The organism is Anaerobacillus sp. CMMVII (genome assembly GCF_025377685.1).
In the GTDB taxonomy this organism is placed as follows: domain Bacteria; phylum Bacillota; class Bacilli; order Bacillales; family Anaerobacillaceae; genus Anaerobacillus.
The window spans coordinates 1-20,009 of record NZ_JACEHK010000005.1; the positions used below are offsets into that span (position 1 = coordinate 1).

At 34.9% G+C, this 20,009-nt stretch carries 17 protein-coding genes and 2 pseudogenes; 8 read left to right on the plus strand and 11 right to left on the minus strand.

From position 1 onward, the window contains the following. Positions 1-219 precede the first annotated feature (219 nt). Positions 220-474 (plus strand): hypothetical protein, encoded by a 255-nt coding sequence (locus H1D32_RS09050; RefSeq protein WP_261177964.1) that lies wholly within the window; start codon positions 220-222, stop codon positions 472-474. A gap of 90 nt (positions 475-564) precedes the next feature. Here H1D32_RS09050 and H1D32_RS09055 read toward each other — a convergent pair whose 3' ends face one another. Beyond that, positions 565-825, minus strand: coding sequence for a DUF6154 family protein (locus tag H1D32_RS09055; protein ID WP_261177965.1), 261 nt, complete (start codon positions 823-825; stop codon positions 565-567). Positions 826-995: 170 nt separating this feature from the next. Between H1D32_RS09055 and H1D32_RS09060 the strand changes: the two are divergent. The 6 genes and pseudogenes from H1D32_RS09060 to H1D32_RS09085 all read left to right on the plus strand — a co-directional run. Next, positions 996-1,672 (plus strand): annotated as a pseudogene (locus H1D32_RS09060) (AzlC family ABC transporter permease); the annotation flags it as partial. Positions 1,673-1,766: 94 nt separating this feature from the next. Continuing rightward, positions 1,767-2,080, plus strand: a pseudogene (locus H1D32_RS09065) (AzlD domain-containing protein). 274 nt (positions 2,081-2,354) lie between these two features. Next, entirely contained in the window at positions 2,355-2,693 is a 339-nt protein-coding gene (locus H1D32_RS09070; protein ID WP_261177966.1) for a hypothetical protein, read from the plus strand. 487 nt (positions 2,694-3,180) lie between these two features. Continuing rightward, entirely contained in the window at positions 3,181-3,720 is a 540-nt protein-coding gene (locus H1D32_RS09075; RefSeq protein ID WP_261177967.1) for a hypothetical protein, read from the plus strand. Between the two features lie 60 nt (positions 3,721-3,780). Continuing rightward, positions 3,781-6,720 (plus strand): DEAD/DEAH box helicase, encoded by a 2,940-nt coding sequence (locus H1D32_RS09080; protein ID WP_261177969.1) that lies wholly within the window; start codon positions 3,781-3,783, stop codon positions 6,718-6,720. Between the two features lie 66 nt (positions 6,721-6,786). Further along, the gene (locus tag H1D32_RS09085) at positions 6,787-6,957 is read left to right on the plus strand and encodes a hypothetical protein (protein WP_261177970.1); all 171 of its coding nucleotides are present in this window, start codon (positions 6,787-6,789) and stop codon (positions 6,955-6,957) included. An 18-nt stretch (positions 6,958-6,975) separates the two neighbouring features. Here the strand turns inward: H1D32_RS09085 and H1D32_RS09090 are convergent, their stop codons facing one another. Then, the gene (locus H1D32_RS09090; RefSeq protein ID WP_261177971.1) at positions 6,976-7,440 is read right to left on the minus strand and encodes a BsuPI-related putative proteinase inhibitor; all 465 of its coding nucleotides are present in this window, start codon (positions 7,438-7,440) and stop codon (positions 6,976-6,978) included. A gap of 36 nt (positions 7,441-7,476) precedes the next feature. Continuing rightward, the gene (locus H1D32_RS09095; protein ID WP_261177986.1) at positions 7,477-8,280 is read right to left on the minus strand and encodes a YitT family protein; all 804 of its coding nucleotides are present in this window, start codon (positions 8,278-8,280) and stop codon (positions 7,477-7,479) included. Positions 8,281-8,493: 213 nt separating this feature from the next. Between H1D32_RS09095 and H1D32_RS09100 the strand changes: the two genes are divergently transcribed. Then, the gene (locus tag H1D32_RS09100) at positions 8,494-8,628 is read left to right on the plus strand and encodes a DUF3941 domain-containing protein (protein WP_261177972.1); all 135 of its coding nucleotides are present in this window, start codon (positions 8,494-8,496) and stop codon (positions 8,626-8,628) included. 69 nt (positions 8,629-8,697) lie between these two features. Here the strand turns inward: H1D32_RS09100 and H1D32_RS09105 are convergent, their stop codons facing one another. The 8 genes from H1D32_RS09105 to H1D32_RS09140 all read right to left on the minus strand — a co-directional run bounded on the left by H1D32_RS09105 (position 8,698) and on the right by H1D32_RS09140 (position 19,846). Continuing rightward, entirely contained in the window at positions 8,698-9,063 is a 366-nt protein-coding gene (locus tag H1D32_RS09105) for a rhodanese-like domain-containing protein (protein WP_261177973.1), read from the minus strand. A gap of 237 nt (positions 9,064-9,300) precedes the next feature. After that, positions 9,301-10,389: an AI-2E family transporter gene (locus tag H1D32_RS09110; RefSeq protein ID WP_314733385.1), complete on the minus strand. Its 1,089-nt coding sequence runs from the start codon at positions 10,387-10,389 to the stop codon at positions 9,301-9,303. Between the two features lie 215 nt (positions 10,390-10,604). Next, positions 10,605-11,642 (minus strand): LacI family DNA-binding transcriptional regulator, encoded by a 1,038-nt coding sequence (locus tag H1D32_RS09115; RefSeq protein ID WP_261177975.1) that lies wholly within the window; start codon positions 11,640-11,642, stop codon positions 10,605-10,607. 78 nt (positions 11,643-11,720) lie between these two features. Continuing rightward, positions 11,721-14,099, minus strand: a complete 2,379-nt coding sequence (locus tag H1D32_RS09120) for a glycoside hydrolase family 31 protein (protein WP_261177976.1) — start codon at positions 14,097-14,099, stop codon at positions 11,721-11,723. Positions 14,100-14,229: 130 nt separating this feature from the next. After that, positions 14,230-15,072, minus strand: coding sequence for a sugar ABC transporter permease (locus tag H1D32_RS09125; protein WP_261177987.1), 843 nt, complete (start codon positions 15,070-15,072; stop codon positions 14,230-14,232). Positions 15,073-15,077: 5 nt separating this feature from the next. Continuing rightward, complete coding sequence (locus H1D32_RS09130; RefSeq protein ID WP_261177977.1) at positions 15,078-16,388, minus strand: sugar ABC transporter permease; 1,311 nt, start codon at positions 16,386-16,388, stop codon at positions 15,078-15,080. A 65-nt stretch (positions 16,389-16,453) separates the two neighbouring features. Beyond that, a complete protein-coding gene (locus tag H1D32_RS09135) occupies positions 16,454-17,746 on the minus strand; it encodes an extracellular solute-binding protein (RefSeq protein ID WP_261177978.1) in 1,293 nt (430 codons plus the stop codon). 372 nt (positions 17,747-18,118) lie between these two features. After that, positions 18,119-19,846, minus strand: a complete 1,728-nt coding sequence (locus H1D32_RS09140) for a methyl-accepting chemotaxis protein (RefSeq protein WP_261177979.1) — start codon at positions 19,844-19,846, stop codon at positions 18,119-18,121. Between the last annotated feature and the right edge of the window lie 163 nt (positions 19,847-20,009).

Sequence of the window (20,009 nt, forward strand, 5' to 3'; positions counted from 1 at the left end):
GAACACCCTTCACTTTTGGCGAAGATGGCTGAATTCAACAAGATGGTACAAGCTTTTGAATCGGATGAAGCAATTGAAAGTTGGAATGAAGCAATTGATCAACTTCATGAAAAAAATTAAAATCTTTATAGCTGAGCTTGAACCACATTCAGATAGAGAAGAAGATATCTTATTTGAAATGATGGTTAAATACGTTGGACGAGAAGGCGGACCATTGCAGTGATGGAGTATGAGCATAATACTGCAAAATTAAACCTAAAAGAATTTATGGAAAAAGTTACTGTAATTAAAGAAGAAAATAAAAATGTCTCTAAAGCTGAAGCTCTAGAAATTTTCCGTCACATAAAGATTGTATATCTAACATTAACCGATCACTTTATGAAAGAAGAAAACATTCTCTTCCCTATGGCTGAGCAAATGTTATCAGATGATGAAAAAGTAGAACTCGCAAGCCAGTTTTCGCAAATGAAATAAGAAATCAGTATTCTTTTTATAAAATAGTAAATGAGGAATTTCGAAGTAAGATGTTGCACTACTAAAACATCCCATTCAAAATTCCTCTTTTTAGTGGAGAATTTGAGTTCCCTGGTCGTCTCCATTTCCTATGTGCCCAATACCTTCTTGGGCAAGTTTCAGCCTAAGTTTTTCATATAAATATAAAACAGTCATTTCAAATTTTTCTTCTGAGCTAAGTTCATGAAATAACTTAGCAAAATCCTCGTTCTTAAAACCATCTAAAACGCCATAAATAATAATTAAAACATCTTCCTCATCACCCGTTAAATGATCCTTATACATCTCATAAACGTCATCAATCAGTTTCATTAGTTCACCTCTTTCTCAGTGACAGCTACATAGCTTTTGTTTTGTAAAATCCTACGAAGTGAGTTCGATGGAATTTTTAGCTTACATACTCTATACTCTAAACTTATTTACAGAATTTATTAGTCAGGAGTAAAATAGTAATATTATGCGTTTGAAAAGGAGACGAGAAAATGTTTTTCCCTATAATAAAAAACCAGCGATCTGAGTTCTTAAAAGGAGTAATAGCTGGCCTTAGTATTGCTCTTGGTTATTTACCTGTCGCCTTAACCTTTGGTTTTATTGCTGAAAGTACGGGCCTATCATTAATTGAAACAATTGGAATGAGTGCGTTTGTATTCGCTGGTGCTGCGCAATATATGTCTTTAAGCTTAATTGCCATCGGCACTGGAGCCCTTGAAATTATTTTTACAACATTCATTATTAATATACGTCATTTATTAATGAGCACCTCTATAAGCGAAAAAGCTGAAAAAGATCATCCTCTTATAAAAGCTTATATGCCTTTGGTATGACAGACGAAGTGTTTGCTGTTACGTCAACTAAGGAAGGAAAGTTAACAAGTTCCTATATATTGGGAGTCGCATTTATCGCTTATTCTAGTTGGGTGGTTAATTCGGGGATAGGATATGTAATCGGAACTTCCTTGCCAGAACTATTACAAAAAAGTATGTCAATCGCTTTGTATGCGTTGTTTATTGCTTTGTTAGTACCATCCCTAAAGAAACATCGTAAAAATTGTTTGGTTAGCCTTTTTCGCCGCAATTTTAATTCTATTTTAACCATATTTATCCCAAGTGGGTGGGCAATTATTATTGCCACTTTGGCCTCCTCTATCATAATCGAAATCATTTATAGTAAAATTGCGAAAAACCTACAACAACTACAGAACAGTATGATAAGGAGTGTGGTTAAGATGTCGAATACAATGTTAATCATACATCATGGGGATGGCTGTTGTAACATATATACCTAGAGTTTTACCTCTAGTAACCATTAACGGTAAAGAAATGCCTCCTAAAGTAAAAGCAATCCTTCAAATGTTCCTTATGCAGCCTTAGGTGCACTCATCTTTCCGGGAATTTTATTTGTTCAGGATAATATCTGGTTTGGAATAATCGGGGGGGTAACCGCATTTGGCGTTGCCATGTTAACTTCAAATTTAATTATTGTCGTACTTAGCGCAATTGCAGTATTAAGTCTATATACTTTTTATTGTAACGAACATCAAGTCGATTTGTTTTACTATACCTTTTAGTATTACAATAGAGAGATGAGATGAAAGAAAAAATACATGTCGTATAAGTGGTGACTTATGAATAAAAAGCAATTAAGGATTAATATCGATTATTTTTTAGAAAACTATTTCCAAAGTCGTATAATTGAACGTGGATTACATTACTTTTATAAGGGAAATGTTACGAAAATGGAATTAGTTAACGATAAGGTTACAGCAACAGTAACCGGAACAACTGACTACGAAGTTGAGGTAAATCTAGAGAATTTATCGCTAAGTCATTGCGACTGTCCTTATGAAGATATGTGCAAAACATCTAGTTGCTGTTTTATTGGAATTAAAAAAATCATTAGAGGATACTCCATCACTTTCGTTAGAAATTGCTGCAGAGTATCCTTACAATGAACCAGCGATCGTGATGGAATATTTGAGAAATGATCTGGATCCTTATGTTAAAGTAATTTACCAACTTCTCTCAAAGAGTGGCCACTTTAGTAATGACCACTCTAGTTTAGTAGTCCAAAGGTTTCACGAAGATCTTACTCTACTTGAGGTATCGGAAACTAACCAACTTCAAATAATGGCCATGACAGTTGTGATGGACGAGCTATATAAAAAAAGCAACAGAATATGAGACTTATCGGTTCCGGCAAAATCGTTTCTTAGCTTTTTCAATGAATTGCTCCACTATGGCTATTTTTCTCTTAAGCAGGAAGTTGATAGACACTCTCAATTCTATACCTGGTATACCGAGTTTCTATTCGAGCAAAGAACCCTTTATGGCAGTGGTTCTCCCTACGATAAACTCCTTGCAACATGGCTACTTTGTGAAGAAAGCCAAGATATCTTAAACAAGCATGCGAAACTACTCTTAAAAGAAGAGGAAAACAATTTATTTATCACTAAGCTTTCTAGTCTTTTATTTCTACAAGCTAACGATGGCGCGCGTTCACTATCATTATTAAAAAACATCAAACCTCAATTACACCATAGTGACCTCATAGATCATTTTTACTAATGGAGCAAAAAAGTGATTATGTAATGATGAAACACTGGTTTGATTTGTTTTTCCCACTTGAAAACCTAAACAAGGGTCTGTTCTTGGTAAACTTTATGAAGACATGTTAATTGAAACGGGTACAGACGAAGAAAAACTTACAATCGTTTGGAAAAATTGGCTTAATCAACCGAGTTTTTTAACCTTTAAATCAAGAATTGGTAAAAGTAACGAAGTGGAAAAGGAAAAAATTTTACACTATATTATTCCTAAATTACAAGCTGATTTATATCGTCCTCAAACAGAAGCAACCTATTATCAGATCATGACAGATCAGGAGCTTTTTGAAGACGCCCTTACAACCTTGATAACTCATAGAAAAGAATCTAATATTATTACACCAGAGATTGAAAAATTATTAAAAGTAGTTATGAAGCAAAAACCTGAATTACTCCTTCCCTTCTTCCATCAGTTAGTGGAAAGACTAGTTCAAAAAAAATCAAGAGTCCATTATGAAGAAGCCGCTCTATACATTAAGCAGTTAAAAAGTATCTACATGAAATTAGATAAGCAGCAAATTTACAACACATATGTTACTGGACTTAAACAAAGATTTAAAACTTACCGTGCGTTTATTCAGGAGCTGAAAAAAATTGATAAATAGTTACAATCCAAACCCGATTATCGTTCATGGTGGAATTTAAAAGGGAAAAATGGATATAGTTTGTTTATTTGGGGTGAGCAAAAAAAACATAAAAAATATGTTGATATTGAGCCATTTAAATATCCCTTTCTTTATTCTCCTTTTGAATTAAAATTATCTTTGTTTCGCAAGCACCAAGCTTCATTTTACGGGACGTTTCTAGATATTAGTGATTGTCATATTCAAGTTCCATTAAACAACCGCTTATTTTATAGTTTGGCTGGCAATGTACCTGTTTACCATGTACCAGCGAACTATGAAAATCATCTCTTTCCTATAAAAGGAATTGATATTGAATTAAATAATATCCACTCTTTTACCGGAACTTTACTAAATTTAACTAACACACCAGAATGGCAACTTGCAGATGATTTCTTATTTGTCCAAGAGCTCTTGATTGCACTCTTAAATGAGATTGGGTTTGGTCAATTAATACCAAACAAAAATGGAGCCTGGGAAATACCTAACTTCCCAGTTTTTGATTGGCAAAACTGTGCACCACCATCGCTTCTTTCATTAATTCCTACAAATTACTCTTTTATGGATAAAGCATTTGAAAAAAATTCACTTGTTGAATTTTGCCAACAATTCGTTACTAGTTATGTCACCAATATTCTCAAAGTAGATGAGGAAGTTGTTGAAGCATTTAACCAGTTAAAACAAAGCCAATCGCCAACTATTAAAAAGCTATTATCTGGTATCGAAAAGGAAGCTCAGGCCTTTGAGTCAACTGCGGAGCATCAACGTTTTTTAGAAAGTATTGGTGCTGTAGAGGTCTCACCATTTAAACTCGGACTCAGAATTGAAGAAAAAAAAGGTTCAGATCTTTGGCAATTAACGTTGTTTATTCAAGATCGTACTGACCAATCGTTGATGATAGATGTTGCAGATCTCTTAATTGGTGATCACCCTTGGCGTGAAAATCCAATTACTTTTTTTAAGGAAGCATTACGAAGAGGCACACAAAGAATTAAAGAATTAAAGCATTTTTCATTATCAACGCCTTCCATCCAAATGTCTGTGGATGGTGCTTACGAATTGATTTTCAAAAATGACACGGCTTTTCAGGAGTTGGGAATTGTAATTCTAGTTCCTAGTTGGTGGCATAAAAAAGAGGATCATTTTGCAGTAACCCTTACGCAAAAAGAAATTTCAGAAACAAGAAGTACTGCTGAGCCTTTATTAAATTGGCAAGCCATTGCAGATTTCGACTACTCTATTTCTGTTGCCGGAATAACCGTAACTGAGCAAGAATTTCACGAGCTTGTGAATCATAAACGACCAATTGTAAAACTTAGAGGTAAGTGGGTTTTTTGGGACATAACTACTGCTGAGCAAATTCACTCCAAGATCCAGGCTTATAAAAACAAAAAAAAGCTTACGTATATGCAAGCTTTTCAACTTAACCTCCAGGAAGAGAGAGGTAAAAACATCCACTGGGAAGCTCAATGGAACAAAAAAATTGGCTCATTGTTAAATGACCTTTCAATACATTCCTGGAAGAAAGCAGGTATTCCTACCACCCTTAATGGATCTCTTAGACCTTATCAACACGATGGTTTTTCATGGTTATTAAATATGAGAAAAATAGGGTTTGGGGCCTGCCTAGCAGATGATATGGGTTTAGGAAAAACAATACAGACGATTACATACCTATTGGCAGTAAAAGAAGCTTATCACCAAAACCTACAACAACCTTTTCTATTGATCTGTCCTACTTCATTAATTGGAAATTGGGAACATGAATTGGGACTTTTTGCACCAACTCTAAATGTATATGTTCATCATGGGCAACACCGCTCAATAGAGGAAGAAATATTACTAGATAACGTCGATATCGTCATCACTTCTTATGCACTTGCTGTCCGTGACGAAAACATTTGGACCTCTAGAATTTGGGAAGCATTAATTTTAGACGAGGCACAACACGTTAAAAATATTGAAACCAAGCAAAGAAGGAGTATTAAAGAAATCGAAGCTGTTCATCGAATCGCACTAACTGGAACACCAATAGAAAATCGCCTAAAAGAACTTTGGTCAATTATTGATATGCTAAATGATCATTTCCTTGGATCATTTCAGCAATTTTCAAAGATTTTTATTAGGGAAATCGAAGGCTCTGAGCAAAACAACGAAAAACTAAACGAATTACGTTCGATGATCTCTCCTTTCTTACTCAGAAGAACAAAGCAAGATAAGGAAATTCATTTACAGCTTCCGGATAAGAAGGAAATTATCCACCGCGTCGGTCTAACTGTAGAGCAAGCCAGTCTATATCAAGCCGTTATTAATGATCTCTTTGATAAAATTGATACTGTTTCAGAAATGGAACGAAGAGCACTAATTTTAAGTAGTTTAACAAAACTAAAACAAATATGTAATCATCCAGTTCACTACTTAAAAGAAAATGGCGCTCTAGATAATCGTTCTGAAAAATGGGAAGAATTGATGCTATTGTCTGAAACTATTGCTTCTAATAATGAAAAGGCCCTTATTTTTACTCAGTACAAAGAAATGGGGTCAATTATTCAAAAAGGGTTAGAGAGTAAATTCAACACAACGATACCCTTTCTACACGGAAGCTTACAGAGACAGAAACGTGAGGAACTTATTTGGGAATTCATGAATACAGATACACCATTTTTTATACTATCTTTAAAAGCAGGTGGAGTTGGCTTAAATTTAACTGCAGCCACACATGTTATTCATTATGATCGATGGTGGAACCCAGCCGTTGAAAATCAAGCAACTGACCGTGCCTACCGTATTGGCCAAACCGAGGATGTAACAGTTCATAAGTTACTTACAAAAGGAACCTTAGAAGAAAAAATACATCTCATGCTTGAAAAGAAACAGGCATTGTCTGATCAAATCTTAAATGCAAATGAGAATAAACTTTCTGAGTTAACTACCAATGAATTAGAGCAATTCTTAAAACTAAGAATATCTAGTCTTTCATAAGAAAAGCGCAAGCAACCACGTCTTCAATAACATGATTGCAAGACATGAAAGGAGCGTATTCGAACTATGTCTGATGAACAACTACCTGAACAGTTTAGGAACTATTGGAAAATATCTTCAAAGCTCCCAGTTTCAGAACCTTCATCAATAGATAAGGATCAACTTAGTAAAGAGTGGATTTCATTTTTGGCAGCGATCGGCAAACAAGTAAAAAAAGATTTACATGAAGAAAAATAGGTGGGCAATTTGCCACACCTATTTTTCAAATTTTACCGATTTTTGAACGGTAAACTGATCACGATCGACACTTTCTCCGTTTATAGACATAATTTGCAGTTCACAAGTAACTGTATAAGTACCTGGAACTGCATCTTCCCAGGTATCCGTCCAAACTAGTTTTTCCTTTGGCTTAATTTCTTTCGATATAATCGCCATTGTAAACATCTTCCCATCACTATACCTGTAGACGATATTTTGATCTTCATCTCTAACCGTAATTTCAAACTGCTGACCTGATGGAAATTGAACGAGTACTTTTTCATCTCCTTCATTAGTAAGTGTTAGTTCAAATTGCATAGTCTCCCCCACTTCCTCAATGTTAAGAGTAGCTTTTAAATCCATTGCCTCATCTCCACTATCATAATCTATGCTTTCTATATTCGTCCCACAACCTGTGCTCAAGAATAAACCTAAAATAGCAATTGAAACTACTTTTAACATTAGCTCCTCCCTTTACCCTACATGAAGACATCCTAGTCAATTTTCTTTTCTAAATAATCCATAAATCCCAGCTGTTTCAATGACATTTGTAAATGCTTTATCATCAACTGAAGCAATTATGTTCTTTAAATGATAAAGTTCATATCTTGTTATGACTATCATAAGCATTTCTTTACTTTCTTTAGAGTAACCGCCTTTCGCTGGAATTCTTGTAATTCCTCTAGTTAGTTGTTCATGAATTGCTTGTTGTAGATCATCAGGTTTATTCGTAACGATCATAGCTGTTAATTTAACATGTCTAGTGTGAATCGCATCAATTATTCTTGAACCAACATATAAGGTAACAAGCGTATATAAAGCTTTCTCCCAATCAAAAATAAGACCAGCTGTTAGTACAATTACCCCATTAATGACAAAGAAATATGTTCCTAAAGGTCGGTCACTATATCTTGCTAGGACTAAAGCAATAATATCAACCCCACCTGTTGAAGAGCCGTATTTTAAAATAACACCAGCACCTATAGCCATAATAACTCCACCAAAAACAGAATTTAATAAAATGTCCTCAGAAATTGAAACGATTGGCAATATTTCTAGAAAAAAGGTGGATATTGCAACGTTAATAAAACTAAATACCGTAAATTTCTTCCCAATTTTCAACCAACCTAAAATTGCTACTGGTATATTCAAAATAAATAGGTATACTCCTGTGGAGATTGGAGTTAATGCCGCTAATATTTGCGCAATTCCAGTAAAACCACTGGCAAAGACATTAGCAGGTATAAGAAAAAAGTTTAACGAAACTGCGAGTAATAATGAACCAAAAATATAGACAATCATATTTTTAAAAGTTTCCAAAACGTTATTTCTCCTTTCATTACGAGTACTATTCCTTAAAGTAAAATGTCCTATAACGATCATACTCAAATTAGGCTTGAGGTTAACTAGTCTTAAGGTATCCAGTTTTAGAAGAATGTACAAATTTTTCTTTGTACATACAACATTTTTGTCGTGGAAATACTAAAAAAAGAATGACTGAAAGGAGTAACTATCATGCCTCATACAAAAGATGATGACAAAAAGAAACAGGATCATAATGCAAAACGACATATGAAAAATGTTATGAAGGAAAAAAACACGGAAGAACGTGGAGAAAGGCAGTATTCTAAGAAGACAGATCACTTATAAATGATGTGGTTTGCATAGGGAAATCAAAAAGGGCTATCTCTCTGTGAGACAGCCCTTTACTTAATGTTATTATTTATATAGTTGCGAAATATCAGTTATGACATTTTCTAAACCTGTCTGGACTTCATCACCCCATGAAAGCATGCCACCATAAAAGTTATGTGCAGTAATACCATGTTCCTTTAAAAAGAGTGCAACATGTTGACTCCTATTCCCACTACGACATACTATAATATATTCTTTATCTGTTCTTAAATCATTAATTACATTTGGGAAATTTGACATTGGAATCAGTGGGATACCTGGAATATGGGATGCATTATACTCCTCTCTTTCTCTTACATCTATTACTACAACCTTTTCTGAGCCAGTTTTCAGAACTTCTTTGAGTTCTTCTTGTTCAATTTGTTTAACCCCATCTTGGATAAAGGCCATTCTTATTTCCTCACTTTCAAAACTATACTATTTCTATTTCATTTACTTTACAAAATAACGAATGCAAATACAAGATTCTTGACTCGTAATTCAAAATCAATGTCCTTCTCTACATTATTACTTATTGTAACTGGTTTAAAACATCATTGTTATTCGCTTATTTATTCCCACTTCAAGCAAAAAAGCCAAGCAAAGGCTTGGCAATGTTTGCAATAAAAGAGTAATTGCAGTTACTAATTATTCTATTTTATTTCTGAGTTTAATTAAGCGATACGTATGACTTACAACTACTTTACAAACTGCGTAGGTTGGTACAGCTAAAAGCATACCGACTATCCCTGCAAATCTACCAGCAACAATTAATAGCAAAATAATTGTAAGCGGATGAACGGCTAGCTTTTTGCCCATGATTTGCGGCGAGATAAAGTTACTCTCAAATTGCTGAACAACCAAGATGACGATTAATACTTTGGCAACCATAAATGGAGAGTGTATTAATGCAACAATTAATGCTGGAACCGTTCCAATCCAAGGCCCCACAAACGGAATTACATTTGTAAACATTGCAATTAAGGCAAGAATAAAGTAATAATCGATACCAATAATTAAAAAGCCTGCGTACATCAGAATACCTACACATAGACTGACAAGAATTTGTCCTTGGATGTATGAGCTTAGTTTTACATCCATATCTCTTAGGATTTTACTTCCTTCGATCCTTTGTTTTTCAGGTAATAATTTCAGTACTTGATTAGGAGCTTTTTCCCCTTCTTTCAACATGTAAAACAAAATAAACGGAATGATAATGAATATAATCACTAGATTTGCCACAAATCCAATTAATCCAGAAATATTTGTACTAATAATATTAAAGGCTTGGTTAATATATTGGGTCATATTTTCAGAAATTTTATTTAAGGATAAGGTTTCAGCCGCCTGATATCGATTAAACCACTCATTATCTTGAAGTTGGATAAAAATTGCCCGGATTTCACTTATTAGATACGGAAAGTTATTAACCAAACTATTCACCTGTCTTTGTAAGACTGGTCCAACTAACAGTACAAGTAGAGTTAGTAACCCGATTACCGATAAGTAAATTAAGATAATTGCAACTGTCTTGGGGACTTTTTGCTTGTCTAAATAGTTGACAATCGGTCGAAATAAATAATAAAGTACTCCCGCTAATAAAAAGGGGAAAAATAAAGTTTCTACAAACACAACTATTGGTCGAAAAATAAATTGAACTAATGTACCCAAATATAAAATAAGAAACAACATAATGACAGCTAGTCCATATCTAAACCATTTATACTGTGACAACACCTACACCTACCTCTTCGTCTACAAAAATCAATTAAGTTATATCTAAATATATCACATTTCACTGGGATTTTTTACAATATGTATAAATTTTTCATGTAAATGAATTTTAACTAATTATTTTCGCTACTGAATTGATATAGCTCGTTTAAGGTAATTACGAAATTCACTCATGTAAAGCAAAAGCGAGGATGACCTTTTGCCATCCTCGCCAAGTTTTACTGTTTTTGGTAAATTACCTTTTTACATGTTTGTCGCTTAACCAATTTATGTGGAATAATAACGTTTTGGGGCTCTAGCTCTGGTTGCTTTATCTTTTCGATCACTAAATTTGTTGCCTCAAAACCTAAGCCGAAAATGTTAATATCTACGGTCGACATCGGTGGTGAAGAAAGTTCTGAAATTAACACATTGTTAAAGCTAATAATAGAAATGTCTTCTGGAACACGGATGCCCATTTCACTAAGCATTCTCATAACACCAAAGGTCATGATGTCATCAGAAACAACTAGCGCAGATGGTGGCTGATTTAAACTCATTAGCTCAATAATCGCATCCTGACCACCTTCTTGTAACTCCTGATGGAAGACAACATATTCAGGTTTGATAGGAAGGTTAGCATTTTCTAACGCCTGTTCGTATCCTTTTTTATGGTCCACCGTAACAACAAAATCAAGCTCTCCTCCAATAAACGCAATGTGCTGATGACCTAGTAAGATAAGATATTCCGTAACCGTTTTGGCTGCTTTATAATTATCGTTATTTACATATGTGACATCTTGGAAATGTTCTCCATATGGTCGCCCAATTAATACGAATGGGAAATTTTGTAGTTGTAAATAAGGCATGATACGATCATTAATTCTCGAATACAATAAGATGATCCCATCTACTCTTCCTCCTTGAACCATATGAACAACTTCTTCAAAGATTTCATCTTCTGTTTGCCCCGTTGATAAATAAAGTCCAAAGCCTTCTTGATGGGCTTTTGTACTAATCCCTCGCATAACCTCAGGGAAAAAGGGATTTTGAAACGCCTTGTTCGCTGAGCTAGGCATTACAATTCCGATTGTATTTGTACTTTTATTGGCTAAACTTCTTGCATTAAAGTTTGGATGATAGCCTAACTTCTCCATTGCCTCCCGCACTTTATCTTTTGTTTTTTGGCTAATTCTCGGACTATTAGCAATTACTCGAGACACGGTGGAAGGCGCAACATTTGCTAACTTTGCAACATCCTTAATTGTTACCGCCATAGCTCCTCCTCATTTCTTGCATACATTTTCGCTTATTTTTAGTTTAGCTATTTACCTACAGGTTAACAATGTATTTTTTTACCTTAGAGTAGTTATTGTTAATTTATTTGTCGCATGATCATATTTTTTATCAACTGCGTAAACTTCTTCCCCATTAATGCTAACTACGACATCTTCGCTACAAGCATGTATAACGAACGTTTCTTTTGTCCATGTAGGATCATAACTACCATTTGACTCTCTTACTGAAATAGAAATTGTTCCTTGCTCCTTCTCACAAACGATTTCTTGTTCAAACGTTTCTCCATTTTCATAACCAAATGTTTGACCATCATCTTCATACAGTCGGTAGCTTGCATATTTATCTTTACCAAGATAAATATGATAAGTTAATTCATCCTCCGGAGTGGCTGTCGATTGTTTTACCGTTCCATGAGGGATAATTGATCCTTCTTTAATAAATATTGGTAATATATCGATTGGGGCTTCAACCAAGTGGTGAGTATTTCCTTCTAAAATTTCATCTGTCCAGTAATTAATCCATCTACCTTCAGGTAAGTACACAACTCTGTGCTTTGTGGTTGGCGTTAATATTGGCGCTACAATGACATTCTCCCCTATCATAAACTGATCAGATAAGTTAAACGTATTTACGTCAGTTGGATATTCTAAGACTAGTGGTCTCATGACAGGGACACCTGTTTTATGGGCTTCCTGGAATAACGTATAAAGGTGTGGCAACCAAACATAGCGTTGTTCTATATATTTTTTCGTTAAGACTTCTACATCTTCCCCAAATGACCATGGTTCTTGTCTGACCGTATTAATGGCACTATGATTACGGAAATATGGTGTGAATGTTCCAAATTGAGTCCAACGAATCAACAATTCCCCAGATGTATCATGAGCAAATCCTCCAACATCAGGTCCACAAAATGCAACACCTGACATTCCTAAATTCATACACATAGGTAAGGCAAGCTGAAGATGCTCCCAAAAGCTACGGTTATCGCCTGTCCAAACGGATGCATAGCGCTGTACACCTGCATAACCCGCTCTCGTTAATAAAAATGTCCTTTTTCCATTAAGCTGTTTCTTCATTCCCTCATAGGTTGCTTCACCCATTAACAAGCCATAGACATTATGCAATTCACGATGGGTTTTTGGATCTCCATCATTTTCATGCATAACCTTAATATCCATTGTTTTTGTTTCATTAAATATCGCAGGCTCATTCATGTCATTCCAAATTCCTGCTATGCCCAAATCAGTGTAAAATTTATGCTTTTGTCCCCACCAATTACGGACTTTTGAATTTGTAAAATCTGGGAAAGCGCTATTTCCAGGCCAAACATCACCAAAGTAAATATTACCTTCAAGATATTTGCAAAAGTAATTCTCTCGAACACCTTCTTGATAAATAGGATACTCTGGGTCTTCTTTCACTCCTGGGTCTACGATTGGAACAATTTTTATACCTACCTTATTTAAGTCCTCAACTAATGATTTCGCGGTTGGAAAACGGTCTTGATCAAAAGTAAATACACGGTATTCGTTCATATAATGAATGTCTAAATAAATTGCATCAACTGGAATTTTCTTTTCGAGAAAGTTATTTACCAATGTTCTTACTTCTTCTTCAGTTTCATAACTATAACGGGACTGATGGTATCCAAGAGCCCACTTAGGTGGTATCGGCATTGTTCCTGTTAGTTTCGTATACTGGTTAAGGACTTCTTTTATAGTTGGACCTCTAAATACATAATAATCAAGTTGTCCACCTTCTGCTTTAAAAGAATACGTATCCTTCTCTGATTTCAAATCAAAGTGAGTTCTCCATGTATTATCAAAAAAGATTCCATGGGCCAATCCTTCCCTTAGTGTAATAAAAAACGGGATCGATTGATAAAGCGCATCTGTCTCTGGATTATGCGGAGCATACACATCTGTATTCCACATCTCCATTTTTTCACCACGTTTATTGAGAAAACCAGTTTTTTCACCAAATCCATAGAAATGATCATACTCGTCCATCTTCTTAAAACAAATGACTTCCCCATTTTCATTTGAAGCCATCCCATTTTTACCTTCTTCAACAATGGCTCTCCCATCATTGTCATTGATGGAAATACGGAAAGGTTTTTTTGTCACTATAACATTAAGATCATTCGTTTTAATCTGAACGTCGTTTTCATTTTCATTAATATTTGGGATAATTCCTTCTCGGTTTCCAATTATTGCGAAGCTCGTTTTTAACGACGGTTGTTGTTTCTGGTTCATTGTAACTCTAACAGTATGATTGTTATAAAAAATAACACTGACAAAACCATTTTCAGTTTTAAAAGAAACAACATCTTCCTCAACTGTATACGAAGTAAATGCCCCAATATCCTTAAAATTCTCTCCTATTGATTGCTTCTTTGTGCCCGGGTGTATTGCAAAGCTGGTATCTTGCATTGTTGTTTTCCTCCTAAAACAATATCGAATCATATAATTAGTTTTTGATAAGCAAAGAAAAAGATACGGAGTAAGGAAAAATCTTACGAGACTCCTTAGCCGTACCTTTTTAGTCCACGAGTGGATTGATTTATCCTTTTGTTGCTCCTGAAGTTAAACCAGAAATTAAATAACGTTGTAACATTAAGAAAATCAGTGCAATTGGAATTGCTACAAGCATCGCTCCAGCTGCAAATCTTGTAAAGTTGTTATCGAAGCGATCATTTACAAAGTTAAACAACCCTAATGCTAGCGTAAACTTTTCAGGACTTCTAAGGATAATTCTCGGTAGAATAAAGTCCATAAATGGTGCCATAAAATTAAATAATGCTACAACCGCTAAGATCGGCTTTGCAAGTGGGAGCATAATTTGGAAAAAGATTCTGAAATGCCCTGCACCATCAATTTTCGCACTTTCGTCTAGCTCTCTTGGAATTGTATCAAAATAACCTTTAACTAGAAACGCGTTCATTGGAATTGATCCACCAACGTAAATTAAGATTAAACCAAGTAAATTGTCAAGTAAACCGACGATACTTAGAATGATGTATAAGGCAACCATCGCCATTAAACCTGGAAACATCTGTAGCAGTAAAAATGCATATAAACCATTTTTACGGCCCACAAAACGATATCTTGAAAAAGCATATGCAACAAGGGATACAAAGAATGTTGAAGCAAGAGACGTTGCAAATGCTACAATCAATGTATTTTTATACCAAATAAGATAATTACTTCTTGGATCTGTGAATAACCACTTATAATGTACAAATGACCAATTCTCTGGAATCATCTTTGCACCATACAAACTCGTACCAGGGTTTAACGAAAGCCCAAATGCCCATAGCAGGGGATAGAAAATAACTACAAACATTGCTGCGATAATCACATAGATTACAGATAGTTCTAAGATATTTTTTGTCTTTTTTGTCATAGCCATTAGTAATTACCCTCCTCTTTAAAGGACTTGGTTCTTCTGAATTGGAAGAAGGCAAATGTTGCAACAATTAAACCTAGGATAATTGAGATTGCAGCAGCCATATTAAAGTTGCTCGTTTCAAATGTTAATTTGTAAACCCACGAAATCAAAATGTCTGTTCCACCGGCGTTTTGGTTTCGTACTGCAGGGCCACCCTGGTTAAATAGGTAAATAATATTGAAATTATTGAAGTTACCAGCGTATTGCATAATCAGTAGTGGTGCCGTAGCAAACATTAAATGTGGGAACGTTATATTGCTGAATTTCTGCCAACGGTTTGCTCCATCGATATCAGCTGCTTCGTACCAGTCAGAAGAGATACTTTGGAGTACCCCAGTAAATAAAGCAAACACAAAAGGGAAACCTAACCAAGTTTGGATACCAATTAAAGCCGTTTTCGTCCAAAATGGATCTGTTAACCAAGGTATGCCTGTACCGAGTAATGGAATGATTATTTCTTTGTTAATTGCCCCGAAGTTATCATTAAATAAAGCTGTAAAAATGATAATCGTAACAAAAGCTGGTACTGCCCAAGGCAAAATCAATACTGTACGAATAAGTCGTTTGAACTTCACTCTAGGATCATTGACTAATATCGCTAAGAACATCGCTAAAGCAATTTGTAATGTTGTTGCAATAGCCGTCCAAATAACTGTCCATGAAAGTACTGTAAAGAATGTTTTGCGCCAAATTGGCATTGTTATTAAAGCAGTAAAGTTATCAAACCCTACCCAACTTAACAAGTTCTTAGGTGGTGAATTGTAGAGACTATAGTTTGTAAAGGCAATAAACACCATGTATAGTAACGGGAAAATAACCACGAAAACTAATAAGAACAAACCAGGTCCTACAAGTAAATAAGGAAACCCTTTATCCCATGCGTCACGAAATGCTTCTCTCACTGAAGGAATTGTCCAACCTTCTTGTATTCTCTTTGCGTCCTTACGAGCGTCAATGATATTAATAACATAGAACGTTAATGCAAAGGCTGTCAAAATAAGTGATATGATGCCTTGACTTAATAGAACCCTTGAATCATCTATACGAGGAGTTTCCCCTAATGTATATAATCCCCAATAACCGAGTGTTAAAAAGTCATAAAAGGCAATGATGAAAGCAGCAAAGAGAATAAAAAGGATTGAACCTTTAATGTATCTTCGGTTATATAGCTGGCCTATTCCAGGTATTATTGATAACAGGGTAGCTAAAGTCGGGTTATGACTTTTAGACTTATTATTTGTATGGTTTTGCTGTGCGTTTTTTGACGACATGTCAGCTTCCTCCTGCTTGAATAAGTGAGGCGAAAAAGGTTTCCCTTTCCCGCCTTTAAAATTGATTAGTTACCAGCAGTTAGTGCAATTTGTTCACTAATTTGTTCTACTGCTTCTTCTAAAACTTCAGCCACATCATCACCATTTGAAATGAAGTTTAGGGCATCCGCCATTGGTTCCCAAACTTGAGACATTTCTGGTACGTTTGGCATTGGCTCAGCAAATTCTGCTTGTGCTAAAATACCATTTCTTAATTCGTCATCGATTGTTACGTCTGTACGAGCAGGGATCTCACCAGCTACGTTAAAGTAATGTTCACCATTTGTAGCGTTTGTGATAAATAACGCTAAATCAGTTGCCCAATATTTGTTTTCACTGTATTCAGAAACGAACCAACCTTTAACTCCTGAGAATGAGTTTAGGTTCTTACCATCGATAGTTGGTAATGTAGTAACCTTTAATTTGTCTCCTAAATCAGCAACATAGTCAGGAATACTCCAAGGACCAGTAACAACAGCTCCTACTTTCCCTTCACGGAATAAACCATTCATAACGTCTCCAGTAATTCCTTGTGGAATAAGTCCATCTGTAAACCAAGATTGAATTAATTCTCCACCTTTAACTGCACCAGCATTTCCTAAACCGATATCTTCGATGTTGTATCCACCTTCTGCATCACGACCAAATACGTATCCGCCAGGACCAGCTAAGAATGGGTATGTGAAATAAAAGTTTGTTGCTTCCATTAAGAAACCATATTCATTATTTGCTGCATTTGTTAATTCTTTAGCAATTGCAAGAAGATCATCCATTGTTTCTGGAGCTTCTGGGATTAAATCAGTATTGTAGAATAAACCGTAAGTTTCAATTACAGCAGGAATACCGAATTGAATTCCTTCATAGCTAAGTGCTTGAAGTGCTCCTTCAGGGTACCCAGCTAATTGCTCTTCAGTAACTTCTAACTCAGCCGCAAGACCTTGTAAGAAAATTGATCCTACTCTGTCATGTGGATGGAAGAAAATATCTGGACCTTTTCCAGCAGGACCATCTAATGAAAGTGCATCCACTTGATCTAACATAGAGAAAGGAGTGATATTAACCTTAATTCCTCTTTCAGCTTCATATCTAGAAGCAATTTCTTCATAAGCATCTAATTGACTTTCTTCATCATTAACCCACATTGTTAAGCTTTCTGGTTTTGCAGGTTCGCCAGTAGCAGGTTCTTCTGCTGGTGTTTCATCAGTTGCTGGTGTTTCTGGAGTAGGCTCTTTTGTTTCGTCCTTGCCTCCACACGCTGCTAGTGCTAAAGCTAGCATTAACATTAGTACTAGTGTAAGTAATGTTGACTTTTTAAACATTTTCTTTTTCCCCCTTTAATTTTGTAAGGATTTTTAAGTATGTGAAATGAACGTCTTACTAAATTTAATGCCATTCCTAACGGTTCACCTCTAAGCATCAGCCTAAGATTAATTTACATCAAAATAAATTTCCTATACTAACAATAAAGGCAAATCTCATTTTTTATGACCCGTTCCATCAATTATGTAAGGCGTTTCATTTTACAACAAAAACTATAAAGATTTCTACAAAGACAAACGGTTGCGCAAACTTCAAAAAGAAAAGCAAGCTACTCAAAAACTAAATGAAATCGCTTGCATCGTTTATCTTTAACTTTATTATACTATGTCGAAAAGAGAATACAAGTATTTTTTCTTAACAAAATTATTTTTTTACTCTTGGATGTATGGTTCATTCTTAAGTAATGCAATCGTAAGCATTAATTCATTGGCTGTTGTTTGAAGGCGTTGTACTAGGAGATCCATTTCATTCGTATTCAAGTCTTGAATAGCGATATCTTGCAAAATTATTTTTGTTTGACTCGATAAAATAGAAGTAGTTTCTGCTAATTCGTTAATGGAATGAGCCACTTCAATAATCCCACTAGAAATACCTTCCATGGCGCTCGTGATGTCAGCTGTTTGTTTATTCAAATTTCGAGTATTCGATGAGATATCATCAAAAGTAACTGTTATTGAGTTCGCAGCCGTCTCAGCTTGAGAAAAAAGGTCTTGAAATGCCTGAAATTTATCAACTACATTCCTTGTATCTGATTGAATTAATAAAATTACATTTTTTGTTTTTTGAGAAAACTCATTCGTTTGTGTAGAAAGTTTACGAATTTCCTCTGCTACAACAGCAAACCCTTTTCCCTTTTCACCTGCACGAGCGGCCTCAATTGAAGCATTAAGAGCTAGCAAATTGGTTTGCCTCGTAATTTCATCTATACCAGACAAGAACTTAGTTACATGGTCTATTCTATCTACAACTGTATGAACAACTGGAATTAAAGAATTCACTTCAACAGAAACTTCATTGACTGATTGATTCAGTTGGGTGACTATTTCCCTACCTGAAATCGCGTCGTTATTCATTTGTTTCATATTTATTTGGATAATTTCTGCAGCGGCAGTTATTTCCTCAGAACTTGCCGAAACTTCCTGAGTAACAGAAGATATAGAATTGGTATGATCAACCTGTGCAGATACTTGAAAATGAATATCCCCAATCAAACGCTTAATATTTGTAGTTGCGTTAACATTTTCCTTCGAATATCCTAGTATCTCATTTGTTGATGTATAAACTTTATCCGCAATTTCTGCGTTCTTTTCAATGATATTATCAATATTTACACCAAATTCCCCTAAAGCAAAGTCTATATCAGCAAATTCATCTTTTCGTTTCAACTTCTTTGAGTATAAGTATTCTCCCCGCTTAAATGCGTCAATTTTCTGAACAACCATCTTTACTCCACTATTCATGTTTCTTCCAAATAAAATGACAATAAAAATAGAAAAGACAATCGTAATCAGATTATTAGTTACTAACGTTTTATTGCTCTGTTCTATTGTTTCAAATAGTTCTTTTTCAGAAGCATGTTTCTGTCGATGAAAGTACGCGATAATTCGTTCGTTAACTACTGCGGTCGTTTGTTCGTTTCTTGATACGACAGGCGATATCCTATTTTTTATTCTATCAATTTCATCTCCAACAAACATTTTTGAAAAATAAGTATCTGCAATATCGTTATAGGAAACGAGAGCTTCCTCTAAACGAATAGAATAATTAGTTAACTCCTCTTCTTCTAAAAAAAACGGCAAGATTTTGGCATATTGCTCATTGGCTTCTTCTAGGCTTTTGTTTAGGGTATCAATATTTGCTTTCGAATATCCTGTCGTGATAAGTTGGTAGTTTGTTATAGCTATTGAACCCATTAAATTTATGTATCGGTTATACTCTTCTTGGACAGCATCAACTTCCATCAAATTATGAAACTGAGAAGAAACCTTTTCATTATAGAAATAAATAAAACCACCTGAACCGACAATCACAAAGATTAATAGAATAATTAACAAAAACAGCTTATGTATTACTTTAACTTTTCTTCGTGTTTCTTTCATTTTTCATGGCCCCCATTTCATCGATGCGCAAACGATTGCTCTAAACTCTAAAAAAAACCTTTAACCATATTTTACTTTATATATAGAAGTTATTCCATTGTTTTTTGTAAACGCTTTATCCTAAGATCCTAACATCTTGTAAGCTTAAGAGTTAAAGGCTCTA

Excerpts from the sequence above, each read along its gene's own strand:
- H1D32_RS09055 (WP_261177965.1), bottom strand. The coding sequence starts at position 825 with ATGAAACTGATTGATGACGTTTATGAGATGTATAAGGATCATTTAACG.
- H1D32_RS09070 (WP_261177966.1), top strand. The coding sequence starts at position 2,355 with ATGAAGATATGTGCAAAACATCTAGTTGCTGTTTTATTGGAATTAAAA.
- H1D32_RS09075 (WP_261177967.1), top strand. The coding sequence starts at position 3,181 with ATGTTAATTGAAACGGGTACAGACGAAGAAAAACTTACAATCGTTTGG.
- H1D32_RS09085 (WP_261177970.1), top strand. The coding sequence starts at position 6,787 with ATGTCTGATGAACAACTACCTGAACAGTTTAGGAACTATTGGAAAATA.
- H1D32_RS09090 (WP_261177971.1), bottom strand. The coding sequence starts at position 7,440 with ATGTTAAAAGTAGTTTCAATTGCTATTTTAGGTTTATTCTTGAGCACA.
- H1D32_RS09095 (WP_261177986.1), bottom strand. The coding sequence starts at position 8,280 with ATGATTGTCTATATTTTTGGTTCATTATTACTCGCAGTTTCGTTAAAC.
- H1D32_RS09100 (WP_261177972.1), top strand. The coding sequence starts at position 8,494 with ATGCCTCATACAAAAGATGATGACAAAAAGAAACAGGATCATAATGCA.
- H1D32_RS09105 (WP_261177973.1), bottom strand. The coding sequence starts at position 9,063 with ATGGCCTTTATCCAAGATGGGGTTAAACAAATTGAACAAGAAGAACTC.
- H1D32_RS09115 (WP_261177975.1), bottom strand. The coding sequence starts at position 11,642 with ATGGCGGTAACAATTAAGGATGTTGCAAAGTTAGCAAATGTTGCGCCT.
- H1D32_RS09120 (WP_261177976.1), bottom strand. The coding sequence starts at position 14,099 with ATGCAAGATACCAGCTTTGCAATACACCCGGGCACAAAGAAGCAATCA.
- H1D32_RS09125 (WP_261177987.1), bottom strand. The coding sequence starts at position 15,072 with ATGACAAAAAAGACAAAAAATATCTTAGAACTATCTGTAATCTATGTG.
- H1D32_RS09130 (WP_261177977.1), bottom strand. The coding sequence starts at position 16,388 with ATGTCGTCAAAAAACGCACAGCAAAACCATACAAATAATAAGTCTAAA.
- H1D32_RS09135 (WP_261177978.1), bottom strand. The coding sequence starts at position 17,746 with ATGTTTAAAAAGTCAACATTACTTACACTAGTACTAATGTTAATGCTA.
- H1D32_RS09140 (WP_261177979.1), bottom strand. The coding sequence starts at position 19,846 with ATGAAAGAAACACGAAGAAAAGTTAAAGTAATACATAAGCTGTTTTTG.